This is a genomic window from Leucobacter sp. wl10, from assembly GCF_003569785.1.
Classification (GTDB): domain Bacteria; phylum Actinomycetota; class Actinomycetes; order Actinomycetales; family Microbacteriaceae; genus Leucobacter.
This window is the reverse complement of the sequence record NZ_KZ984010.1, coordinates 1-23,494: the sequence shown is the minus strand read 5'-3', so window position 1 is coordinate 23,494 and position 23,494 is coordinate 1. Positions and strand designations below refer to the sequence as shown.

Sequence of the window (23,494 nt, the reverse complement as noted above, 5' to 3'; positions counted from 1 at the left end):
TTCTTCTCGAGATGAGTCGGTGCGCGCTGGGAGAGGAGGGTAGGCGAGAGGCATCGCTCCGTCAGATTCTCCGCGATCTGTTTGCCTGCTGGGGGCGGGATCGGGTTCGCCGCTACCGAGGGTGACGCGGTGTTTCGACTGTTCACCGGTTCCGGGGGTTCGATCCCGACTGAAACAACGGTGCGGTAGGCCCGCAATGGGGCATTCCGCGCCTCAACGTTGATAGGCTGGTCTGCGGAGGTGTCCGGCGTGCGAAAACGCTCTGAGAGGCCCAGAAAAGGATTATTCAAGGAATGAGTTCAGAACAGGCTGCGGCCGCAGAAGACTACGGCGCCGGTGCGATTCAGGTGCTCGAGGGCCTCGAGGCGGTACGCAAACGTCCTGGGATGTACATCGGCTCCACCGGTCCGCGAGGGCTGCACCATCTCGTGTACGAGATCGTCGACAACTCGGTCGACGAGGCGCTTGCCGGACACTGCGACACGATCGACGTGACGATTCTCGAGAACGGCGGGATCCGGGTCGTCGACAACGGGCGCGGGATCCCCGTCGATCCGCACTCGAGCGACCCGAGCAAGTCGACGGTCGAGGTCGTGCTCACGGTTCTGCACGCGGGCGGCAAGTTCGGCGGAGGGGGCTACGCGGTATCCGGAGGCCTGCACGGCGTGGGATCCTCGGTGGTCAACGCCCTCTCGACGCGTTTCGAGGTCGAGGTGAAGCGTCAAGGTTTCACGTGGAACATGTCATTCACCGGCAGCGTGCCGGATGCACCGCTGGTGCAGGGAGAGCCGACCGACGCCACCGGCACCACCATCACGTTCTGGCCGAGCGCCGAGATCTTCGAGACCGTCGATTTCGACTACCAGACACTGCGCACCCGCTTCCAGCAGTACGCCTTCTTGAACAAGGGCCTCAAGATCCGGCTTACCGATCTGCGCCCTCAGGAGCCGGTGGCGAATGAGGAGGGGGAGCTCGTCGCGCCGCCCGCGCCGCACGACGAATTCCTGTACGAGAAGGGGCTCGAGGACTACGTCCATCACATCAACTCGGCCAAGCGCGCCGAGGTCGTGAACGAGGAGATCATCTCGTTCGAATCGGAGGACGCCGAGCGCAAGATCGCGGTGGAGATCGCGATGCAGTGGACCACGGCCTACTCGGAGAGCGTGCACACCTTCGCGAACACGATCAACACCCACGAGGGCGGCACGCACGAGGAGGGGTTTCGCGCAGCGCTCACGACGCTCGTGAATCGCTACGCGCGCGAGAAGAACATCCTCCGAGAGAAGGATGAGAACCTCTCGGGAGACGACGTGCGCGAGGGGCTCACCGCGGTGATCTCGGTGAAACTGGGGGAGCCCCAGTTCGAGGGCCAGACCAAGACGAAGCTCGGCAACACCGAGGCGAAGGCTTTCGTGCAGAAGGTGGTCGGTGATCAGCTCGGCGATTGGTTCGAGCGCAACCCCTCGTCGGCGAAGGACGTCATCCGCAAGGCCATCCAGGCTGCCACCGCGCGTCTCGCGGCGCGCAAGGCGCGCGAGACCGCGCGCCGCAAGGGACTGCTCGAGTCCGGCGGCATGCCGGGCAAGCTCAAGGACTGCTCGTCGAAAGACCCCTCGATCTCCGAGATCTTCATCGTGGAGGGCGACTCCGCGGGTGGTTCCGCGGTGCAGGGACGCAACCCCGAGACGCAGGCGATCCTGCCCCTGCGCGGCAAGATCCTGAACGTGGAGAAGGCGCGCCTCGATCGTGCGCTCGGCAACGCCGAGGTCCAGGCCATGATCACGGCCTTCGGCGCGGGCATCGGTGAGGAGTTCGACCCCGAGAAGGCGCGCTACCACAAGATCGTGCTCATGGCGGATGCCGACGTCGACGGTCAGCACATCACGACGCTGCTGCTCACGCTCCTGTTCCGCTACATGCGTCCGCTCATCGACCTCGGATACGTCTATCTCGCGCAGCCCCCCCTCTACCGCATCAAGTGGTCGAACGCCGAGGACGAGTACGTGTTCAGCGACGACGAGCGCGACAGGAAGCTCGAGGCCGGCGCCGAGGCCGGGCGCCGGATCCCCAAGGACAACGGGATCCAGCGCTACAAGGGTCTCGGCGAGATGAACTACGAGGAACTGTGGGAGACCACGATGAACCCCGAGACCCGCAGCCTCAAGCAGGTGACCATGGAGGACGCGGCCATGGTGGACGAGATCTTCGCCACGCTCATGGGCGAGGACGTGGAGGCGCGACGCAGTTTTATCCAGCAGAACGCGAAGGACGTGCGATTCCTTGACATCTGAGAATCAGACCCCGGAGACCGAGGGCGTCGAGCGCGACGCGGACCAGGCTGTGCACGGCAGGATCGAGCAGGTCGATCTGCAGCTCGAGATGCAGAACTCGTACCTCGATTACGCGATGAGCGTCATCGTCGGTCGCGCGCTGCCCGACGTGCGCGACGGACTGAAGCCCGTGCACCGCCGCGTCCTGTACACGATGTTCGACGGCGGCTACCGCCCCGACCGGGCGTTCTCGAAGTGCGCGCGAGTCGTCGGCGACGTCATGGGCAACTACCACCCGCACGGCGACTCGGCCATCTACGACGCTCTCGTGCGCCTGGTGCAGCCGTGGGCCATGCGATACCCCCTCGCCCTGGGGCAGGGCAACTTCGGCTCGCCCGGCAACGACGGCGCCGCGGCGCCGCGGTACACCGAGACGAAGATGGCGCCGCTCGCGCTCGAGATGGTGCGGGACATCGACGAGGACACCGTCGACTTCCACGACAACTATGACGGGCGGACCCAGGAACCGGCCGTGGTCACGAGCCGGTTCCCGAACCTGCTCGTCAACGGCTCGGTCGGTATCGCCGTGGGCATGGCGACGAACATTCCGCCGCACAATCTGCGCGAGGTCGCCGAGGGCGCCATTTGGCACCTCGAGCACCCGGAGGCGGGCCGTGAGGAGCTGCTCGAAGCCCTCATGGAGCGCGTGAAGGGCCCCGATTTCCCGACCGGAGCCCAGATTCTCGGTACGCGCGGCATCCGGGACGCCTACCGCACGGGTCGCGGCTCGATCACGATGCGAGCCGTGGTGAACGTCGAGGAGATCCACGGGCGCACCTGCCTCGTCGTCACCGAGCTGCCTTACCAGGTCAATCCCGACAACCTCGCGGTCAAGATAGCGGACCTCGTCAAGGACAATCGGGTCCAGGGCATCGCCGACATCCGCGACGAGACCAGCGGCCGCACGGGCCAGCGCCTCGTCATCGTGCTCAAGCGGGACGCGATCGCGAAGGTCGTGCTCAACAACCTCTACAAGCACACGCAGCTGCAGGAGAGCTTCGGCGCGAACATGCTCGCGATCGTCGACGGCGTGCCCCGCACCCTGTCGCTCGACGGCTTCATCAGCCTGTGGGCGAAGCACCAGATCGACGTCATCGTGCGGCGCACCGAGTTCCGTCTGCGCAAGGCCGAGGCCGAGGCCCACATTCAGCGCGGCTACCTCAAGGCGCTCGACGCGCTCGACGACGTCATCGCGCTGATCCGCCGCTCGCCGACCGTCGAAGAGGCGCGCGAGGGGCTCATGGAGCTTCTCTCGGTGGATCAGATCCAGGCCGACGCGATCCTCGGTCTGCAGTTGCGCCGCCTCGCCGCTCTCGAACGGCAGAAGATTCTCGATCTTGCCGCGAAGCTCGAGGCGCAGATCAAGGAGTACCAGGGGATCCTCGCCTCGCCGACCGAGCAGCGAGGCATCGTCATCGAAGAGCTCGGCGAGATCGTCGACAAGTACGGCGACGAACGGCGCACGAACATCCTGCACGGCTTCGACGGCGACATGTCGATGGAAGACCTGATCCCCGAGGAGGAGATGGTCGTCACGGTCACCCGCGGCGGCTACGTCAAGCGCACCCGCATCGACAATTACCGTTCGCAGCACCGCGGCGGCAAGGGCGTCAGAGGCGCCCAGCTGCGCGCCGACGACATCGTGGAGCACTTCTTCGTCACGACGACGCACCACTGGCTGATGTTCTTCACCAACACCGGACGCGTCTACCGCGCGAAGACCTACGAGGTGCCGGAGGGCGGACGCGACTCGAAGGGCCAGCATCTCGCGAACCTGCTGGCGCTCGCCCCCGACGAGGCCGTGACGCAGATCCTCGATGTCCGCGACTTCGCCGCCGGCTACTTGGTGCTCGCTACGCGGGACGGCCTCGTGAAGAAGACGGCGCTCGAGGAGTACGACACGAATCGCACGGGCGGCATCATCGCCATCAAGCTTCGCGAGGGAGATGAGCTCGTATCGGCTCTCATCGCCGAGGCGAGCGACGACGTGCTGGTCGTGTCGCGACACGGCATGTCGGTGCGATTCACCGCCTCTGATCAGGCGCTTCGGCCCATGGGGCGCTCCACCAGCGGTGTGCGCGGCATGAACTTCCGCGATGGGGACTCCCTGCTCTCCGCCTCTCGCATCCACGGCGAGGAGGGCTTCGTCTTCGTGGTGACCGAGGGCGGCTACGCCAAACGGACGGCCGTCGATGAGTACCGGGTGCAGAACCGCGGCGGCTACGGCATCAAGGTCGCAAAGCTCGACGAGAATCGCGGCGACCTGGTCGGTGCGCTCATCGTCGAGGAGGGCGACGAGGTGCTCGTGGTGCTGGCGGGCGGTAAAGTGGTGCGATCGAGCGTGGCGGAGGTGCCCGCCAAGGGGCGCAACACCATGGGTGTCGTGTTTGCACGATTCCCAGAGGGGGACCGTATCATTGGCATCGCGCGAAATTCGGAACGCGGGCTCGATGACGAAGAGTCCGAGGCCCAGGGCGCCGATAACGCAGAGAACAAGGAAGACGTGAATGAGTAACACTGTCGCCGACAAGCTGGCTAAGAAGACTCGGAAGAAGGCGCCTTCGAAGCAGGTGCGCCTGAAGCTGGTCTACGTCGACTTCTGGTCGGCCGTGAAGTTCTCGTTCCTCGTGGCCCTCTGCCTCGCGATCGTGGGCGTCGTGTCGACGGTGCTCATCTACACGGTGCTCATGCAGACCGGTGTGCTCGGTGACCTGGACGCCCTCTTCATGGACATCGTGGGTGAGGAGAACAGCCTCATGAGGATCATCGGTTTCCCGCAGGTGCTCGGCTTTGCCGTGGTCGTGGGGATTCTCAACACGATCGTGGGTACCGCGCTGGGAGCGGTCGGATCGCTCGTGTACAACCTGCTCGTGCGCGTGCTCGGAGGGTTCCAGCTCGGCTTTACGAGCAACTAGGCTGCACGCCTCGGGGCACGACGAGACAACGCGCCCGATACGCGAACCCGATTTCGGTTTTCGCTTCGGATCGGATACAGTGGTTGCTTGGTCAAGGGGCTATAGCTCAGGCGGTTAGAGCGCTTCACTGATAATGAAGAGGTCCCAGGTTCAAGTCCTGGTAGCCCCACCACAATCCGCACGGGTCGACGGCTCTCCTCCGAGAATAGAGTTGATCGGCCCGGGTTCAGCATCGGACTCGAGTTCGAGTCGCGATTCCACCGCTGTTCACCCGAAGAGCCCCGCCGACCCCGGAGCTTGCATTCGTCGCTCTGAACAGGCGAGTCGCCATGCACCCGCCCTTGTCTCTCGCGGGGGCCGTGCGCAAGACTGGTGGGCATGGGCATGGGGGAGGCTGGTACGACGGAGATGAACCGGAGGGCGGCAACCTCGGGTCGGCGAGCACTCGCCCCGGATCTGGCGCGCGGATGGATGCTGCTGCTGATCGCGATCGCCAACGTGTCCGTCTACCTGTGGGGGCACGACACTCCGATCTACACGAACCATCCCGTTGACGGCGGCGTGCTCGATCGGGTGCTCTCGGGGCTCACGATCCTCTTCGTCGATGCGCGCGTCTACCCGATGTTCGCGTTCCTGTTCGGCTACGGTATGGTCCAGTTCGCGAGGTCGCGCGAGGCGCGAGGCGTTGCGCAGCGGACGGTGAGCGGCATGCTGCTGAGACGGCACCTGTGGTTGATCGTGTTCGGCCTGGTTCACGCCGCGCTCCTGTTCGCCGGTGACATTCTCGGCGCTTATGGACTGACCGGGCTGGCGGTGACGGCGGCCCTGTTCTGGCGATCCGATGGCGTGCTCAAGATCGCGGTCTGGACGCTGCTCGGACTCTTCGCCCTCGGCGCGGTCATGGCTCTGGGATTCTCGCTGCTGCTCGCCGCGCTGTGGCCGGGAGGGACGCAGGAGATGCTCCTGGGCGACGGGTTCGGAACCGCCGACATGCTCAACGGGATCGCCGCATACGGATGGGCGATGCTGGTGCGCCTCGGCGTGTGGGTCGTCGGGGCCCCCACTACCGTGCTCTCGCTGCTGGTTCCCGCATGCGTGCTGCTGGGTTGGATCGCGGGAAGACACCGGTGGCTCGAGGTCGAGACCCGCCGGTTCAGGCTCCAGTCCGTCGCGGTATGGGGGATCCTGACCGGCGTGGTCTTCGCGTCGCCCACGGCGCTGATCTATCTGGGGATGCTCCCGGCGCTCGAGGCGATGGCGTGGGTGATATCGCTGTTCGGCCAGCTCGGGGGAGTCGCGGGCGGCATCGGGTACGCGGCGCTCTTCGGGGTCATCGGCATGCGTTTGAAGGAGCGGCCGGGTGCGGTGACGCGGGCGGTGGCTGCAGTGGGCAAGCGTTCGCTCAGCAGCTATCTGATGCAATCGGTCGTCTTCGCTCCGCTCCTGGCGGCCTGGGGCTTCGGGCTCGGCGCCCGGATCAATACGGCGGCGGCGTTCGGGATCGCGGTCGCCGCGTGGCTGCTGTCGCTGGTGGTCGCCGTGATTCTCGAGCGCCGCGATGCCCGGGGTCCCGCGGAGGTGCTGCTGCGCCGGCTCACCTATGCGCGGCTCGATACCGTTCCGTCGAATCCCGGAAGAGTGAGCGAGGAAGTGCCGGGGAGGTAGCGGTCGAGAGTGACCGGCTTTTGCGCGTCGGAAATCGCGCCGCTATAGTGGTCCGAGGTGGTTTCCGGCCTCGCACTCGGGAGCCCCTGAGCGGAGAACCGAACGGGTCTTCCCTCGGGTCCTTAGCTCAGTTGGTAGAGCGCCTGCTTTGCAAGCAGGATGTCGGGAGTTCGATTCTCCCAGGATCCACCCAAAGTGTCTTACGGGAACACGCGACATGTGTAGATGTTGAGTGTTCCCGTAAGGGTTCCTCGCCTCCGTCGTCGCTGTGTTCGTGTGCTTCGCGGATGATGGTGGCGAACGGTTCTGCGAGGCGTAGGCGGAGTTGTTCGTCGTCGGTGATGTCGAGCCGGGCGTAGAACGCTTGGTTCGCCAGCCGCCGGTCGGTGTCGCCGGATCGGGCGTAGGCGTGGTGCGCGTCGGTGAGCAGCCGCAGCGAGTCGTGCAGGAACGCCCGCCCGCCGGTCTGGTGCTCGTCCTGCTCGGCGAGCTTCTGGTTCACGTCGGCGAGGCCCGCCCGGATGCGGTCTTGGTGCCGTTTCAGGGTGGGGAGGTCGATGGCGTCGGCGAAGTGCGCGGCCAGCAGCTTGTCACTCTCCGCTTCGAGCTTGGCGCGGTTGGCCATGAGGTCGGCTATCTCTTGGTCGCGGCCTGCCATGCGCTTGTCGAACGCGGCATCGACCTTCGCGGCGAGGTCGCGGTAGGTCTGGTCGCTGATCGTGATGGAGGCGTAGGAGTCCGCGACGAGGCGTTCGGCGACCGCGACCGGCACCGCCCGCCGGGTGCAGTCGGTTTTCTTCGCGGCGCGGCCGGAGCAGACGAAGTAGGCGTAGGTGACGCCTTTGGGGTTGGTGGCGAAGTCGAGCAGCATCCGTGACCCGCAGGTGCCGCAGTGCAGCAGCCCTTTCAGGTGGTGGGCGTGCTGGACATGCCGCGTCATCTTCGCCGTCCTCGCCCGGAGCAGTGATTGCACGGTGTCGAACAAGGCCGGTTCCACGATGGGTTCGTGTGAGCCGGGGTGCAGTCCGCCCTTGTAGCGGATCACGCCCGCGTAATACGGGTTGGTGAGTAGCTTGTAGAGCGTGTTCTTCCCCAGCGGCTTGGATGGGCGCTTCGGCGTCGGCACCGTCACCAGCCCGCGCGCGGTGAGGTCGCGCAGTAGCCCGGTCACGGAGGTCTCGCCTTTCGCGTATTGCTCGAACGCCCATGTGATGAGCGGGGCACGTTCGGCATCGACTTCCACCGTCCTGACCTCGCGGCCGTTCTCATCGGTGCGGCGCACGTTCAGGTAACCGATGGGCGCGCGCATCGGCGTGCCGCCCTGCGCGACCTTCTGCGACAGGCCCTTGGTGACCTCAGTGGCGAGGTTCCGGCTGTAGAACTCCGCAATTGAGGACATGATGCCGTGAACGAGCATCCCCGAAGGGGTCTGGTCAATGGACTCGGTGGCAGAGACGAGGGTGACCCCGGCGCTGATGAGGGCTTCGTGAATCTTCACGTCGTCAGCGCGGTTGCGGGCGAGCCGGTCGAGCTTGTGAACGATGCAGAACTGCACCCGTGTTGCGGCGATAAACGCCAGCATGTCCTGCAACCCGTCACGGTCGGCCGACCGTGCGGACTCCCCGGCGTCTACGAACTCGCGCACGATCCGCGCACCCAGCTCGTCGGCCTTCCGTCCGTTGGCCTCGCGTTGCGCGGGGATCGAGAACCCTTCCTCGGTGCCGCCGCGCTCGGCCTGCTCCCGCGTGGAAACACGCAGGTAGGACACCGCCAGCAGCACGGGCCGGTCGTCTATCCTGTCGTCGGCGAGGCCCGACTTGGCGCGGGTGTCGGTGGGAGCGGTGATGGTCATGCGGTGCTCCTTCGTTGGGGCGGTTGCTCTGCTTCTACTCTGCCTCGTTCGTCTGACACCGGGCCGAGTTCGTCAGGCGCCGGGAGGTCGTAGGGATCGGGTTCTCCGGCGCGGTGCGCGTCATAGCGGGCCTGGGTGATGCTCAGCACCCACTCCACCAACTTCGACATGTCCGGCTCCTCCCGCCGCATAACCCGGAGACGCAGCCGCCCCGGATCGCTCCCCGTGCCGAGCGCACCTCGGCCTCGCGCCGCGTGTCGCGGTCGCTCGTTATTGGTGGATCGGGCCGGGCTACTCATCTCTATCTCACGCTGTGGCAGATACGCCAGTACCACGTTACCACAGATATGGCGTAGCGGCCATTGCGTGAGGTCATGTAGGCTGGGTGGCATGGTCGAGGAGTTGGAGAGTGTGCCGCTGCTGGTGGCTGCAGACTTGCCGGCGGGCTGGCAGATGCCCGACGCCTCGCCCATCGACCCCGAACACGACAGCTCCGAGATTGACGCGGCGCTCAGGTACGAGCAATGGGTCGATCCCGCGCCGGGGCTGGATCGGCGGCTGAACTCCAGCCACAACAACAACGACTCCGGGCGCTGGTTCTTGATCCAGCATGTCGAGTCGAACACCCGCGTCCTGCTGCGCCTGCAACGCCAATACCTACTCGATGAGGAACCCAAGGGCGAGGTACGGATCACCGGGATCGTGTACCTGCCCGAGTGGGCGGGCGACCCTGTGGCGAGCCCGATGTTGCGCAACCTCCCGACGTCGCGGATCGAGGCGGCGATCAACCGCCGCCAGTTCGCCGTCACCGGAGCGACCCGGTTCGAGGATGGCAGGTTGACGCTGCCTTCTGGTCGCATGCTGCGCTCTGCGGACGTGATGAAGCCGCTGGGGAATCCGAAGCGCACCCCGGACTTCTACGAGGTCGTCGCGCTCCAGCACACCCGGCTTGTGGACGACGGGGAGCCGAACCCGACCGCGCGCATGGCCGAAATCAGCCGCGTGCCCCTCTCGACCGCGCAGGGCTGGGTCGCCCGCGCCCGCCGCAAGGGGCTCCTCCCACCCGGACGCCGAGGCCGCGCCGGATAGCCAGACGAGACGCAGACCATGACCCTTGACTCCGTGAGGGAAACGACAGCGACAGACCGTCGGCTGCTCGCGCGGGCGACGCTCGACAACCTGAACTGGAACGGCCGGCGCTTCACCATGCGTGAGGTCGAGGACACCCCGCAGTTTCGCCACTACTACGACGGCTGGCCGAGCGGCGAGGACTTCGGCCTCGTCGCCGAGGACACCGAGAGTGTGGCCGTTGCAGTGGTCTGGCTGCGCTACTTCACCGCAGAAGACCCCGGCTACGGGTTCATCGCAGACACCATCCCAGAGCTAAGCATCTGGGTCAGCGCCGAGCGCCGATGCCAAGGCATCGGCGGATCGCTCCTGCATCGAGTTACCGAGGTAGCCCGATCCCGCGGCGTCACCGCGATCAGCCTCTCGGTCGAGGACGGCAACCCCGCCGCACGCCTCTACGCCCGGCACGGCTTCCGACCCGTTCCGAACGGCGCACCGGGCTGCCTGCTCCTGGAACTCTGACGCCACCATCACTGCCCCCTCGCTGCACGCTTCACGAGCGCCACCGACTCGACCCCGCTCCTGCGCGCCGCCGCCTCTCCCGAACGCGCCCGCTCACCAAGCCCCGCACGCTCGCGCACCGCCTGCCTACCCGCTCTGGGCATCTCCGAGCTTCTTGTCCCTGTTCTTCTGAATGAACGTATCCTAAGTGCCGTAGTTGCTGATACGCTAGCTAATCGGCGAGGCGGCGGAAGGATGGTGGTCGAGATGCATGGCGGTGTGATCCCGTTCCGGGGCACCGGGGCCAATGCGCTGCGCTATGTCGAGTCCGACCGCTCCCGCGCCGACGACTACTACCTCGGCGCGGAAGCCACCGTGGCGCAGTTCGCGGCGATCGACGGATCGGGCGCGGTGACCGCTGAGCTGGCGCTTGACCCTGCCGCGTATGCGGGGTGGGTGGACTGGGTGAACCCGCTCACGGGTGAGTCGATGGGCAAGCCCCGCCTGGCTGGGTCGGATCGGCGGGGCTCGCCCCGGTTCATGGAAATGGTCATCAACACACCCAAGTCGCTGTCGATCGCCGCCGCCTTGCACCCGGAGGTCTCCGACGCCCTCGATGCCGCCCAGCAGGACGCGCTCTCGGAGATTCGGCGCTGGCTCGCCCAGCACTCCGTGACCCGCGTCGGCCCACTGGGTCGGCAGGAGGTCGTACCCATCGAGCAGATGCATGTCGTCGGCATCACGCACCGCACGTCGCGGGCGGGTGATCCGCACCGGCATATCCACATGCAGATCGGCACCCGTGTCTTCGCGGCCGGGAAGTGGCGCGGCCTGTTCACTGCCGCCCTGTTCAAGCAGCAAGGCACAATCCGAGCACTCGGAACTGCCGTGATCGCCGCCAGCCCCGAGCTTGCCGCCGTGCTCGACCGGCACGGCCTGACCCTCGACCCCGCCACCGGCGAAGTCGCAGAGTTGCAGCCCTACAACGCGGTCATGTCCAAGCGGGGAGAGCAAGTGCGGCGCAACCTCGAACGCCTCGAAGCCGAATGGGATGCCGCGCACCCCGGCGAGAGCATGGGGCCGGTCGTCGCCACCCGCCTGCGAGCCGAGGCATGGGCGCATGAACGCCCCGCGAAGAAGCCCACCACCTTGCGGGAGGAAGCCGAATGGATCGCAGAGCTGCGCGAGACCGGATACGACCCCGACACCTTGCGCCGACCCAACACTCGCGCGTCGGTGGGATTGGACGACCTGAGCGTGCAGGAGGTCGCATCCCGCACGCTCGACCGTTGCGCGGCCGCCGCATCTGCGTGGACGGCGCACACGGTGGCCGAGCACGCGACCCAGATCATGACCGAGCACGGCGTGCAAGCGACCCCTGCCGAGATGCGCGACTTCATCACAGTTGCGACGCGGCTGGCATTGGAGGACTGCTTCACGATCCTCCCACCCGACGCACCACGCCCCGAGCACGTCGCCCATCTGACGAGCGTGCGCGTCATGCAAGCCGAGACAGAGCTGCGCGACCTGATCGCCGCGCGCGTGCCAGCCGATGGGCCGGCCCTGCCGGACGTGCGCGAGCTGGCGCAGGCCGCCGGCCTCGACGCAGGCCAGGCAGAGGCTGCCGCAGCGGTCGCCTCCGCCGACCCCCTGGTGATCGTGGAGGGCGCGGCAGGCAGCGGCAAGACGACCATGCTCGCTACCGCTATCACCGCCGCGCAGCAGGAGGGCCGACCGACGCGGGTGGTTGCGCCGACGAAGAAGGCCGCCGCCGTCGCCCACCACGCCCTCGGCATCCCCGCCGACTCCGTGGCCGCGCTCGTCCACGCCCACGGTTACAGGTGGAACACCGACGGCGTATGGACGCGCCTCGCACCCGGCGACACCGACCCCGAAACGGGCCGCACCTATATCGGCCCGCCCGAGACGGCACGGCTCCAAGCTGGGGAGCGGATCGTGGTGGACGAAGCGGGGATGCTCGACCAGGACAGCGCCCTCGCGTTGCTCACCGTCGCCACAGAGACCCGCGCGACGCTCGCGCTCGTCGGCGACCGGGCGCAACTGCCCGCCGTCGGCCGGGGCGGGGTGCTGGACATGGCCGCGCAGATTCGGGGCCGCACCATCGACATGGCAGAAGTGCATCGCTTCACCGACCCCGAGTATGCCGACCTCACTGTGCGGTTGCGCGACCGCGACGACCCCGGCGCGATCTTCGACCAACTCGCAGCTCTCGGGCTGATCCGCCTGCACGCCGACACCGAGCACGTGCACGAGCACATCGCCCGGCGCCACAGCGACGGGGAGGCGGTGACGGTCGCCAGCAACGACGAGGCGACCCGGCTGAACGGGCGCATCCGCGACGAACGCACGCACGCCGGGGCCGTGGACGATCAAACGACCGCGACCGGCAGCGACGGTCTCCCCATTGGGCGGGGTGACCTGATCCAGACCCGGAAGAACGACACCGGCCTGGGCGTGGCGAACCGTCAACTGTGGGTCGTGCAACACGTCGCCGACGACGGAACACTGTGGGCAGCCGAAGCAGGCAGTGACCGGAAGCGCGAGCACACCGTGCGCCTGCCTGCCGCCTACGTCACCGAGCACACCCACCTCGCCTACGCCTCGACCGCCTACGGCGTGCAGGGCGTCACCGCCCCGGCCTCGCACACGATCCTCACCGATGCGATGAGCGGCGCAGCCGTCTACGTGGGCATGACCCGAGGCACCGACGAGAACGTGCTGCACGTCGTCACCGAGAACATTGCCGAGGCCCGGCAGCAGTTCATCGACGCCGTAGCGCGCGACCGCGCCGACCGAGGACTCACCGACGCCACCCAACAGGCAACAGAAGCGGTGCGGGGTCTGGTCGACGACGGCCCCGTGCAGTTCGTCAACACCGAGATAGCCGCACTGACCCAGCAGGCCGAGCACGCCGAACAGCGCGCCGCCCGGTGGCGGCAGGCCGCCGAAGCGCTGACGGAGTTGTATGCGCGGCAGCGCGAGGAACGCGACCAGGCAGCACAAGCCGCTGTCACCGCGACCCGGCGGTTGGAGCGGGTGCGCGCCGAGGTCGCCGCCCCGCTCACCGAGCAGGCGCGGGCGGCACTGACCGAATGGCAGGACGCCGACGCCGCACAGCAGGTCGCCCGCGACCGCCTGCGCGCAGTCGGCAGGTTCGGCAAGCGCCGCGCCACCACCGAGCAAAACACCGCCCAGGCCCTCGCTCACGAAGCGGAGCGACGGCTGACGAGAACGTGGGGCGAGCCGCCCCGCTGGAGCGAGACCGAAGCTGCGTGGATTAAGCGCGTCACCCGGCCCCGGATCGACGCCGACCCGCGCGTGGTCGAAGCGACCGAGCAGCGTGAGGCCACCGCGAGAGCGGTGCGCAAGGCGCTGGAACCCGACCTGTGGCCGAGTCTGCGCATCTACGTCCGCGTCTTCGGCACCGACGCAGTGGTGAACAACCGGGCCGCCTACCTCGCCGCCCGACCCCGCACCAACGCTGAGGATGCAACTCGCACGGCGCAACAGGTCCGCACCGAAATCGAGGTACTACGCGCCCTCACGCCCGCCGAGGCAGTCGAGAGGATCGAACAGGCCCGAGCCGCTGAGCAAGCGCAACGAGAGGCATCTGACCATGCACGGAGAGAGCGCCAACGACAGGTTCACGCCTCCCGCACTTCCGTACACGACAGCGCCTCACAACACGACAGGCCAGCCCTGGGTCGGTGACTACTTGTGTTCGAGGCCCGCTGAAACATGCGAGGGGAGGGACGAGAGGTCCTGCCGGGTGGGCCATGCGTGCCCCGGGCGAAGGAGCTCCTCGCGCTGGGATGTCGGTGGCCAGCGGCATACTCGAAGCATGGTTCGGAAGATGACGCCCGCGCAGTTCAAGGCCGCGGTGAACAAGGCGCAGCGCCAGCAGAAGCAGGCGATCGACAGCTACAACCGCGAGGCCCGGCGGCACAACGCAGCAGTGAAGAAGGCCGCAAGCGACTACAACCGTGAGGTGCGCGCGTACAACGCCAAGGCGCGTGCCCACAACTCCCGGGTCAAGAATCAGCGCCGGCGGCTTGAGCAGGAGATCCACCGCCTGAAGTCACGTCCGGCGACGACGACCTTCGTCACCTACCGGGCATCGGTCGAGACACTCGTGCGCACGTACACGGCGACCGAGGAGAGCCTGGTAGGCCGGACGCTTACGCCGGCTGGCCGCGAGCTCGTCGATCGCGGCAGCGAGGAGGCCGCGAACAGCGCGTATCTGCTCAACGCGATGGACGGCGACGGCGCTCCCGAGGACGACCCGACAGAGGACGAGCTCCGTGGCCCGAGCATGCAGGCCGAACTCGCGACCTTCGGGCAGGACTTGGTCGATCGATGGATCGGGGCACTGTTCTCCCTGAGCCCGCGAAACCCTGACGCCGCTCGCCACTTCTGCACCAGCGCCCGCGAGGTGCTCATCGCGATGATCGACGGCGCGGCACCAGACGCGCGCGTCGCGGAGGCTGAGCCGGCCTGCGACCGGACAGGCAGGGGCGTCCCGACCCGACGCGCCAAGGTCAGGTTCCTCTTGCGGCGCAAGGGCATCGACGAAGGGCCCATCGAGGACCTCGTCGAGGAGGACATGAACAACGTCCTGGGGCTGTTTCGCGAGTTCAACGACGGCACCCACGGCCACGCCGGACGGTTCACGATCACTCAGCTGAACGCTCTCCGCGTCCGTGTGGAGTCGGCGATCGGCTTCATCCACACCTTTTGCGCTGCCTGATCCCCGGGCCCGGATGCCGTGGAGGACCGCCTCCGCCGCCCCGACCGCGCGGAGCGGGATCTTCGCGGGAGCAACCGGTTCGTCTCGGACACGAGCCGAATGTCACGTTCCTGATACACCGATCCCTGTAAAGTACTTGATACAAGGGACTACCGCGACGAGCAGGAGCGAGCACGCATGGCCGAGTCGGCAGAGGCAGCCAGGAAGACCACGGCGAAGATCGTCTGGGACACGGCGGACAAGTACCTGCGCAACATCGTCGACGAGGAGGACTACGGCGACTACATCCTGCCGTTCACCGTCTTGCGCCGCCTGGAGTGCATGCTCGCAGATAGTAAGGACGAAGTCATCAAGTACGTCGACGCCTTCGCCGGCATGCCCCAGCATCTCATCGACATCGCAGTAAAGGACCGGTTCGGCCTGGGCTTCTACAATGTCTCGCCGCTCGACCTCGCGACCATCGCCTCCGTCGACGACAACGTGGACAAGTCTCTCAAGAGCTACATCGATGGCTTCTCGAACAACATCGCCGACATCTGGGTCTCGTTCGACTTCAAGCGGCGCACGAAAGTGCTCACCGACGCGAACCGGCTGCACGCCGTCGTCAAGCACTTCTCCACGCTCGACCTTAGCCCCGCCAGCCTCAGCAACACCGGCATGGGTGACGTCTTCGAGGACGTCATGTACCGGGCCTTCAATAAGAAGGGCAAGGCCGCGGGCAACTTCTACACCCCGCGCGACGCCATCAAGCTCATGGTCGACGTCCTGATCGCGAACGACGACGACACCCTCGCCGGGGAGAGCACGGCGCGCTCGATCTACGACCCGACGGCCGGCTCCGGCGGCATGCTGCTGATCGCGCAGGATGCGCTGCGGCGCATGAACGAGACGATCGACGTCACGCTCTACGGCCAGGAGCTCATGCCGTCCGCGTTCGCCCTGGGCAAGGCGGACCTGCTCATCCAGGGCGGCCGCCCCGACGCGATCAAGCAGGGCAACACGCTCGTCGAGGACCTCTACGAGGGGCAGACATTCGACTACGTGCTCTCGAACCCGCCCTTCGGTATCGACTGGGAGGTCGAGGAGAAGTCCGTGCGGGAGCAAGCGAAGACGCCCGGCTCACGGTTCAGCCACGGCCTCCCGAGCATCAGCGACGGGCAGATGCTGTTTCTGGCCCACTGCGCGTCGAAGCTCAGCCCGGCCGGCAAGAACGGCCAGGGCGGTCGCGCAGCCGTCGTCTCGAATGCGGCTCCGCTCTTCAACGGGGACAAAGGGCCGACGGCCATCCGCGAGTGGCTCCTCGACGAGGACCTCATCGACGCGATCATCGCCCTGCCACCCAGCATGTTCTACGGGACCGGCATCCCGACCTATGTCTGGATCCTCGACACGAACAAGGACCCGGAACGCGTGGGCAAGATCCAGTTGCTCGACGGATCGGACCAGTGGACTCTGTTGCGCAGGCCCATGGGCGAGAAGCGCCGGGAGATGAGCACGACGGACCGGGATCCGGTGCTCGAGGCGTACAAGGCCTTCGACCACGCGGACCCGGAGATCTCCCGCGTGATGACGCCGGACGACTTCAGATTCCGGGACATCCCCGTCTACAAGCAGGCCCGCCTGGCCGCGCGATTCAGCGACGAGGTCGTAGAGACCCTGCGTGAGCGAAAGGACTTCACGGAAGGCCACGTGGCCGTGCTCAAATCGCTCGACGGCACGAGCTGGAACGGGCTGGCCAAGGCCTTCCCGCAGGCGGCAAAGGCGGCTGGGCTAAAGGCTCCGCTCGGCCTGGTAGACGCCGTGATGAAGGCGCTGGCGGTGCCCGACGACTCAGCACCGCCCGCAGTCGACCGGAAGGGCACCGCGGTCACCTCGAGCGGGTGGAAGATGACGGAGCGCGTGCCGCTCAGCGAGGACCTGGCCGAGCACATGGCGCGCGAGGTCGTGCCATTCTCTCTTGACGCCCAGTGGGACGAGAGCAAGGCGAAGCACGGCAACGAGATCCCGTTCACGAGGATCTTCTACACGCCGCGGGCACCGCGGCCGCTCGAGGAAATCGACTCCGAGGTTCAGGGACTCATGGGCGAGCTCGCCGACATGTTCAAGCTGGTGAGCGATCAGTGACCGATCAGGCGGTCCACCAGTCGCTGCTCGAGAGTCCCGCCTTCGTCATGGCTCCGGTCGGGTCCGTCGTCGTCGAGCGGAACGAGAAGGTCGGTGAGACCGACTATCCGCCGCTGTCGGTCGGGAAGCTGGGCGTGACGCCCCAGCTTGCCGGCGTCGCCAAGTCCCAGACCGAAGGCGATCGGAAGCTCGTCCGGGCCGGCGACCTCGTCATCAACTCTAGATCCGACAGGCGTGGAGCGTCCGGTCTGGCGCGGCAGGACGGGAGTGTCTCGGTCGTCTACTCCGTCATGACTCCGAGGCCAGACCTCCTGCTCCCGGAATACGGCCACCACCTGTTCCGCAGCATCGCGTTTCAGGACGAATTCTTCCGCTGGGGCACCGGCATCGTCGACGACCTGTGGTCGACGAACTTCACTCGGATGTCGCGGATCCGGGTCCCTCTTCCGCCGCTGGACGTCCAGAGTCGCCTCGCTGCCCTGCTCGACGAGGTCGATGCCATGGTCGCGAAGCTCGATCAGCTGACCGACGCGCTGCGAGCGCGAGCGATCGACACTGCTGCGCTGTTCGGCCTCTCCGAAGACGACTCCCGTCGAGGCGAGGACGCGCAGTCCCCGCTGTTCGGGACGCCCGAGCACTGGGACCGCACGAAGTTCGGCTACGACTTCACCGAGAGTACCGAGCGGAACGGCGACGACCCGCCGGGTCCGCTCCTCTCAATCTCGGAGTACCGAGGCGTCGAGGTGAACACGCGGACGGACGGACAGCAGGCGTCGCTGGACGTGGCGAAGTACCGGGTCGTGAGGCCTGACCAGCTCGCCGCCAACATGATGTGGCTCAACCACGGGGGCCTCGGGGTGTCATCGCTCACCGGCTACATCAGCCCCGACTACAAGGCGTTCTGGATCTCGCCGCGGTTCCACCCGCGCTACGTGCACCACCTGCTCCGCAGCCCCCGATACGTCGACTATTTCGGGGCGATCGGCACAGGGGTCCGTCCGAACGCCCAGCGCGTCACGAAGATCGCGCTCGACATGATGCCGTTGCCCCTGCCTCCCATGGACGAGCAGAAGCGCATCGCGGACGATCTGGATGAGGTCACCGGTCGCATCGACGGGATGCTGGCGAAGATCGCCAGCCTTCGCGAACTGCTCGTGGAGCGCTCATCTACGTTCCTCCTCGATGTCGTGACCGGACGGAAGGAAGTCGCATGAGCCATGCGCAGCTGATGGAGCTCGAGTTCGAGGAGAACCTCTGCGCAGAACTCGCCGAGCGCGGTTGGCTGTACGAGGACGACGGGAAGCCAACCGGCTGGGAGGTCGGACTCGCGATCGTGCCTGCCGACGCGCTGCACTGGCTGGCCGCGCAGTACCCGGACGAATACGAGAAGGCAGTCCCCGGCGACCTGGTCGGCGAGTCAAAATCAGAGGCCGAGCGGAAGCTCCTCGAGCACATCACAAAGGAGCTTGCCAAGGCGACGCGGATGGACCCGACGACCGGGCACCCGGTCGGCGGCCTGCTCGGCGTGCTGCGCAAGGGCTTCTCCTACGCTCAGATCGGCCGTCCCACGGCGAAGTTCGGACCGATGATGGCCTTCCCTCCGGCCAATCCGAATCTGACCGAGGTTGTGGAGGCGGCGGATTCGGTCCGGCTGCGTGTCCTGCGCCAGGTGCGCTTCGACGCGAAGACGAACGAGAGCATCGACGTCGTGCTCCTCGCCAACGGCTTGCCGATCGTCACCCTCGAGCTCAAGACCGACAACACGCAGACGGTCAACCACGCGATCCGCCAGTACAAGGAGGACCGCAAGCCCGGCAGGAGTCGACCGCTTCTCGCTCCCGGCCGCGCGCTGGTCCACTTCGCGGTCTCCAACGACCTCGTCTACATGACGACCAAGCTGGAGGGCGGGGACACGGTCTTCCTGCCCTTCAACCAGGGCGACGACGGCCACGAGGGCAACCCGCCGTCGGCGACCGGTTCGTCGACGAACTACCTCTGGCGCGAGATCCTCGCCCGCCCGACCTTCATGCGCATCCTCAAGGACTTCGCGCTCTTCGAACCGGGCAAGTCCGGGAAGAAGGACGACGGACGACTCGTCTTTCCGCGCTTCCACCAGCTGCGGGCGGTCGAGCGCGTCGTCGCCGACATCGAGGTGAACGGCCCCGGCAAGCGCTACCTGGTCTGGCACTCCGCCGGCTCCGGCAAGACCAAGACGATCGCGTGGCTCAGCCACCGCCTGATCCGGCACATGAGCGCCGACTCGAAGTCGACGTTCGACTCGGTCATCGTCGTCACCGACCGCACGGTCCTGGACGAGAACATTCGCGACGACATGAACCTGGTGCAGTCGAGCAAGGGCCTCGTCGTGGCCGTGGGCGAGAAGTCTGGCGCGAAGTCCCCGCAGCTGAAGAAGGCGCTCGTCGAGGGCGACCACATCATCACCTGCACCCTGCAGACCTTCCCCGAAGTCATGAAGCTCATCGAGGACACCGAGGAGCTGCGAGGCCGGCGCTGGGCCGTCGTCGCCGACGAGGCCCACTCGTCGCAGTCGGGCTCCGCGGCCAAGCAGCTCAAGGAGCTGCTCGTGGACGTCGAGGTCGATCCCGATGAGGAGATCAGCGCCGATGACCTCCTCGCCGCCAAGGACTCGGCCATCGCGGCATCGGCCAATATCACCTTCGTCGCCCTGACCGCGACGCCGAAGGGGAAGACCCTGCGCCTGTTCGGCACCCAGGTCGGAGACCGCTGGGAGGCCTTCGACACGTACACGATGGCGCAGGCGATCGAGGAGGGTTTCATCCTCGACGTCCTCACAAACTACTCGACCTACGACATGTTCCTGCGGGTGAAGAACACCCTGGAGGGCGAGGAGTCCGAGAGCGAGATCCAGGTCAACACCGGCGAGGCGGTCTCGAGCATCGTCCGCTACGCGAGGCTCCACCCGACCGCTATCGCGCAGAAAGTGCGGGTCGTCGTCGAGCACTTCCAGAGGAACGTGCAGCCGCTGCTCGGCGGGCAGGCCCGCGCCATGGTCGTGACGAGCTCGCGGATGGAGGCCCTCAGCTGGTCGCGGAAGATGGACGCCTACATCGCCGAGAAGGGCTACGACCTGCGCACCCTCGCGGCGTTCTCCGGCTCGCTCACCGACGAGTACGGTGAGAGCGTCACCGAGGTATCCGTGAACGGCGTGAGCGACGTCGGTAGGGCATTCCGCGAGGAGGGCGTCTACCGGGTCCTCATCGTCGCCAACAAGTTCCAGACCGGCTTCGACGAGCCCCGGCTGATGGCTATGTACGTCGACAAGAAGCTTTCCGGCGTCGCCACGGTGCAGACACTCTCGCGGCTCAATCGCATCTACCCGGGCAAGACCGCGCCGATGGTTGTCGACTTCCGCAACACCCCGGCGAGCGTCCAGGCCGACTTCAAGCTGTACTACTCCGATGCGCACGTCGACGGCGACGTCGACCCGAACGCGCTGATCACGGTGGGAGAGCGCCTCGACACGTCCGGGCTCTACACGCACGAGGAGATGGACGCTGTCGCCGATGCGTTCCTCTCGGTTCTCGGTGGCGAGGTGATCGCGAAGGCGCTGTCTCCGATCAAGAACCGTTGGAACGGCCAGTGGCGTCAGGCCGTGCTATCGAAGGACAAGAAGCGGAAGGAGGAGCTCGAGGCCTTCCGCGCCGACGTGCTCGGCTACCGCAACGCCTGGCAGTTCCTCAGCCAGATCGTCGACTACCAGGACCCTGAGCTGCACCGTCGCGCAATCCTCGCGACGCTGCTCGGCCGGAACCTCCACTCCGATGGCGATGAGCGCGACGACAGCTTCCTCGAGGGCGTGCAGCTCTCCGGCGTCAAGCTCGTCCCGTCGGCGATCGAGGAGGACCACTCGATTAGCGAAGGCAGCGGCGACGGTATCCGGCTCCCCATCTTCGACGGCGAGTACGGCGGCAGCGCCGCGCCGAAGCGCGGCCCGCTCGACGAGGCCATCGACAAGGTCAACGAGATGTTCAAGGCCAAGGGCGTCGATGTCAGCCCCGAGAGCGTCTCGGGCTTCATCACGACCTTCTGGGGTTTCCTCGACGCCAACGAGGAGGCCGTGGCGATGGCGAAGAACAACACCGTCGCCCAGCTCAAGGCGTCCGAGGGCTTCAGCGGTGCCGTCGGGCTCGCGGTCCTCAAGACGGTGAACGAGTCGAAGGAGATCCAGTCGTACATGACTGATCCCGCGTTCATCGGGCAGATCGCCGACATCGCGGCGGATGCGCTCCATGCTCAGCACCGACCCGACGCAGACGCAGGCCCTGACCCGGAAGGGGAATGAGCATGGGTGAGGCGGAACAGCACGGCTTCGGCGACATCATCCGCGAGGCCCGGAAGAAGCAGGGCTGGTCGCAGGTCGAGCTCGGGGAGAAATCCGGGTTGTCGCGCCCGACCATCGCGCGCGTCGAGGCGAACAAGGACGTGACGACTGGGACCATCGCGAAGGTCGCTCAGGCCCTCGGCCTAAAGCTCGAACTGAAGCGCTCCTACGCGCAACCATCGGATAGGAAGGAGTCGGTCGATGGCGACGGGTTATGAGCGGTATACGAAGCACGCCGTCTGGGAGACGCTGCGGCTTAAGCGGGAGTCACTGAACGCCGCTCGGTTCGATGACGCGGCCTCGGAGCAAGCCCGGACGGACATTATCGAGTGGCTCGATGAGGCGCTGAAGACGAAGGTGGCCCGCCAGCCGGCCCTCTACCTCGGCGCGCTGGACGAGCTCAGTAACGCTCTGAACCAGTTACCCGTCGATACGGCGCAGTTCAAGCAGTTCGTCGCCAACCGACGGCACGGCGGCCAGCCATACCAGCTGCTTGAGCAGGCGTTGAGGGCGCTGCCACTCCCTCCTCCGAAGGATTTGAAGGCCGCGTACATCACGCTGCTCGATCAGGAGGTCCAGGCGCGCACTGAGCGCCTGGACGAGCTCGAGTCACGCGTTAAGGAAACAGAGAAGTTGCTCCAGGACCGGCAGACGAAGCTCGATGCCGCCTCGACTGAGGTCGAGCGCCTTCGTGCGGAGATTCAGGCTCAACAAGAGGCAATCAGGCAGGTGAGCGAGTCGGCCGAAGCCGAAATGCGAGCAGCGTGGGACGAGGCGTTGTCGAAATGGCGTGAGGAGCGAAAGGCTACCGACTCGCAGCATGATGCGCAGGCGCTGGAGAGCGTCGCCACTCTCGCGGCGGTGACAAAGGCCGGTGAGGCTCTCGCGGAGCATGCTGCCGGGGACTTGAGTGCAGCTGACTGGTACGGACGTGCAAAGCGCGAGCGCCGGGCCGCCCAATGGATTCGGGTGGGCGCCTTGGCCGCGTTCGTCTTCGCGGGGGCCATCGGGTACTTCATTGTGAGCGAGGCGATCGCCGAAAACTTCGATATCTCCGTCGGTGGCGGCATCATGCGGGCTTCGGTGGCCGTCGTGATCGGCGCGTTCGGTGCCCTTCTCCTCCGCGAGTCCGGTAGGCACTTCCGCGAGGCTGATACTGCCGAGGACGTTGCACTGTCGCTGAAGGCGTTGGCCCCGTTCTATGCCAACTCGGATGAGGAGGTCCGACTCAGCGCGCGCGTGCAGGTCGGAGACGCGGTCCTTGTTAAGAACGTCCTGTCCCGGTTCTCTCACCGAGATGCGGCCAAGCACGCGGGCGACATCAACACGGCCGATCTTCCGGATCTTGTCAAGGACGCGACGAAGGCGCTGAGCCCCTCGGCCGCGACGACATCGAACCCGTGATCGACGCGCGATGTTGGGGGGCAATATGGGCAGTGTCGCTCGCGTGTACGCACACGATCGCACCACCTCCGACCAATGCCCATCGAGAGGCAAACTGAGGCGACCGACTGCGGCGTCCGGAGAATACGGCGCGCTCGATGAGCCGTAGCGCAGCGCCTCACGCTGGACGCGTTTTCACCCACACCGTGCCCCGGTGAACTCCGAACCGCCGAGCCAATGTGTTCACGCCGATCCCTTGCGCACGCGCTGTTCGCATAGCGTCCACTTCCTCGTCCGTGAGCCGTGTTCGAGGTCGTTTCTTTGGTTCCGCCGACGCGCCGATCAGCGGGTCATCCGGCTCCCCGGCGAGTTCGGCATCCCCGCAAGTGCCTTGATTCCATGCGGAAACCAGCCTCTCAACCCGTGGTCGTCTGTTCCCGCAACGTTCCATTGCTTCCACCATTGAAGGCGTACTAGAACTCGCGACATGCGTGGGACTGTCTGAATAACGGTGTGTGAGGGTTC

At 66.5% G+C, this 23,494-nt stretch carries 15 protein-coding genes, 2 tRNA genes and 1 pseudogene; 16 read left to right on the top strand and 2 right to left on the bottom strand.

What is annotated here, in order from left to right; genetic code table 11:
* Positions 1 to 293 precede the first annotated feature (293 nt).
* The 7 genes from gyrB (at position 294) to D1J51_RS18505 (ending at position 7,787) form a co-directional block, all read left to right on the top strand.
* Positions 294 to 2,291 (top strand): DNA topoisomerase (ATP-hydrolyzing) subunit B, encoded by a 1,998-nt coding sequence (gene gyrB / locus D1J51_RS15830; RefSeq protein ID WP_119076861.1) that lies wholly within the window; start codon positions 294 to 296, stop codon positions 2,289 to 2,291.
* Entirely contained in the window at positions 2,281 to 4,845 is a 2,565-nt protein-coding gene (gene gyrA / locus D1J51_RS15825; protein ID WP_119076859.1) for a DNA gyrase subunit A, read from the top strand. Before gyrB ends, gyrA begins: the two co-directional genes overlap by 11 nt.
* Entirely contained in the window at positions 4,838 to 5,245 is a 408-nt protein-coding gene (locus D1J51_RS15820; RefSeq protein ID WP_119076857.1) for a DUF3566 domain-containing protein, read from the top strand. Before gyrA ends, D1J51_RS15820 begins: the two co-directional genes overlap by 8 nt.
* A gap of 95 nt (positions 5,246 to 5,340) precedes the next feature.
* Positions 5,341 to 5,417: transfer RNA gene (locus D1J51_RS15815), tRNA-Ile, on the top strand.
* Between the two features lie 206 nt (positions 5,418 to 5,623).
* A complete protein-coding gene (locus tag D1J51_RS15810) occupies positions 5,624 to 6,910 on the top strand; it encodes a DUF418 domain-containing protein (protein WP_240423364.1) in 1,287 nt (428 codons plus the stop codon).
* 116 nt (positions 6,911 to 7,026) lie between these two features.
* Positions 7,027 to 7,099, top strand: a tRNA-Ala gene (locus D1J51_RS15805).
* Positions 7,100 to 7,235: 136 nt separating this feature from the next.
* Entirely contained in the window at positions 7,236 to 7,787 is a 552-nt protein-coding gene (locus D1J51_RS18505) for a hypothetical protein (protein WP_240423362.1), read from the top strand.
* On the opposite strand, the pseudogene D1J51_RS18500 reads toward D1J51_RS18505, so the two are convergent.
* Both D1J51_RS18500 and D1J51_RS18055 read right to left on the bottom strand, forming a co-directional pair.
* Positions 7,707 to 8,762 (bottom strand): annotated as a pseudogene (locus D1J51_RS18500) (recombinase family protein); the annotation flags it as partial. The gene D1J51_RS18505 and the pseudogene D1J51_RS18500 overlap by 81 nt on opposite strands.
* Positions 8,759 to 8,932, bottom strand: coding sequence for a hypothetical protein (locus tag D1J51_RS18055; protein ID WP_162903891.1), 174 nt, complete (start codon positions 8,930 to 8,932; stop codon positions 8,759 to 8,761). The pseudogene D1J51_RS18500 and the gene D1J51_RS18055, both read right to left, overlap by 4 nt.
* A gap of 220 nt (positions 8,933 to 9,152) precedes the next feature.
* Between D1J51_RS18055 and D1J51_RS15795 the strand changes: the two genes are divergently transcribed.
* The 9 genes from D1J51_RS15795 (at position 9,153) to D1J51_RS15755 (ending at position 22,990) form a co-directional block, all read left to right on the top strand.
* Positions 9,153 to 9,851 (top strand): hypothetical protein, encoded by a 699-nt coding sequence (locus tag D1J51_RS15795; RefSeq protein ID WP_119076854.1) that lies wholly within the window; start codon positions 9,153 to 9,155, stop codon positions 9,849 to 9,851.
* A 33-nt stretch (positions 9,852 to 9,884) separates the two neighbouring features.
* Positions 9,885 to 10,352, top strand: coding sequence for a GNAT family N-acetyltransferase (locus tag D1J51_RS15790; protein ID WP_240423360.1), 468 nt, complete (start codon positions 9,885 to 9,887; stop codon positions 10,350 to 10,352).
* Positions 10,353 to 10,586: 234 nt separating this feature from the next.
* Positions 10,587 to 14,063, top strand: coding sequence for a MobF family relaxase (gene mobF / locus D1J51_RS15785; protein WP_240423358.1), 3,477 nt, complete (start codon positions 10,587 to 10,589; stop codon positions 14,061 to 14,063).
* Between the two features lie 142 nt (positions 14,064 to 14,205).
* On the top strand, positions 14,206 to 15,099 hold the full coding sequence (locus tag D1J51_RS15780; protein WP_119076913.1) for a pPIWI-associating nuclease domain-containing protein: 894 nt from the start codon (positions 14,206 to 14,208) through the stop codon (positions 15,097 to 15,099).
* Between the two features lie 177 nt (positions 15,100 to 15,276).
* Complete coding sequence (locus tag D1J51_RS15775; protein WP_119076851.1) at positions 15,277 to 17,223, top strand: type I restriction-modification system subunit M; 1,947 nt, start codon at positions 15,277 to 15,279, stop codon at positions 17,221 to 17,223.
* Complete coding sequence (locus D1J51_RS15770; RefSeq protein WP_205547975.1) at positions 17,220 to 18,437, top strand: restriction endonuclease subunit S; 1,218 nt, start codon at positions 17,220 to 17,222, stop codon at positions 18,435 to 18,437. The genes D1J51_RS15775 and D1J51_RS15770 overlap by 4 nt, the downstream gene beginning before the upstream one ends.
* Positions 18,434 to 21,547 (top strand): type I restriction endonuclease subunit R, encoded by a 3,114-nt coding sequence (locus tag D1J51_RS15765; protein ID WP_119076849.1) that lies wholly within the window; start codon positions 18,434 to 18,436, stop codon positions 21,545 to 21,547. The genes D1J51_RS15770 and D1J51_RS15765 overlap by 4 nt, the downstream gene beginning before the upstream one ends.
* A gap of 2 nt (positions 21,548 to 21,549) precedes the next feature.
* Positions 21,550 to 21,804 carry a helix-turn-helix domain-containing protein gene (locus D1J51_RS15760; protein ID WP_119076847.1) on the top strand — a complete coding sequence of 85 codons (255 nt, stop codon included), beginning with the start codon at positions 21,550 to 21,552 and terminating at the stop codon, positions 21,802 to 21,804.
* Complete coding sequence (locus tag D1J51_RS15755) at positions 21,788 to 22,990, top strand: AAA family ATPase (RefSeq protein ID WP_119076845.1); 1,203 nt, start codon at positions 21,788 to 21,790, stop codon at positions 22,988 to 22,990. Before D1J51_RS15760 ends, D1J51_RS15755 begins: the two co-directional genes overlap by 17 nt.
* Positions 22,991 to 23,494 lie beyond the last annotated feature (504 nt).

What these genes read in the sequence shown, in the direction of transcription:
- gyrB (WP_119076861.1), top strand. Translation starts at nt 294, where the DNA reads ATGAGTTCAGAACAGGCTGCGGCCGCAGAAGACTACGGCGCCGGTGCG.
- D1J51_RS15820 (WP_119076857.1), top strand. Translation starts at nt 4,838, where the DNA reads ATGAGTAACACTGTCGCCGACAAGCTGGCTAAGAAGACTCGGAAGAAG.
- D1J51_RS15810 (WP_240423364.1), top strand. Translation starts at nt 5,624, where the DNA reads ATGGGCATGGGGGAGGCTGGTACGACGGAGATGAACCGGAGGGCGGCA.
- D1J51_RS18055 (WP_162903891.1), bottom strand. Translation starts at nt 8,932, where the DNA reads ATGTCGAAGTTGGTGGAGTGGGTGCTGAGCATCACCCAGGCCCGCTAT.
- D1J51_RS15795 (WP_119076854.1), top strand. Translation starts at nt 9,153, where the DNA reads ATGGTCGAGGAGTTGGAGAGTGTGCCGCTGCTGGTGGCTGCAGACTTG.
- mobF (WP_240423358.1), top strand. Translation starts at nt 10,587, where the DNA reads ATGGTGGTCGAGATGCATGGCGGTGTGATCCCGTTCCGGGGCACCGGG.
- D1J51_RS15780 (WP_119076913.1), top strand. Translation starts at nt 14,206, where the DNA reads ATGACGCCCGCGCAGTTCAAGGCCGCGGTGAACAAGGCGCAGCGCCAG.
- D1J51_RS15775 (WP_119076851.1), top strand. Translation starts at nt 15,277, where the DNA reads ATGGCCGAGTCGGCAGAGGCAGCCAGGAAGACCACGGCGAAGATCGTC.
- D1J51_RS15765 (WP_119076849.1), top strand. Translation starts at nt 18,434, where the DNA reads ATGAGCCATGCGCAGCTGATGGAGCTCGAGTTCGAGGAGAACCTCTGC.
- D1J51_RS15760 (WP_119076847.1), top strand. Translation starts at nt 21,550, where the DNA reads ATGGGTGAGGCGGAACAGCACGGCTTCGGCGACATCATCCGCGAGGCC.
- D1J51_RS15755 (WP_119076845.1), top strand. Translation starts at nt 21,788, where the DNA reads ATGGCGACGGGTTATGAGCGGTATACGAAGCACGCCGTCTGGGAGACG.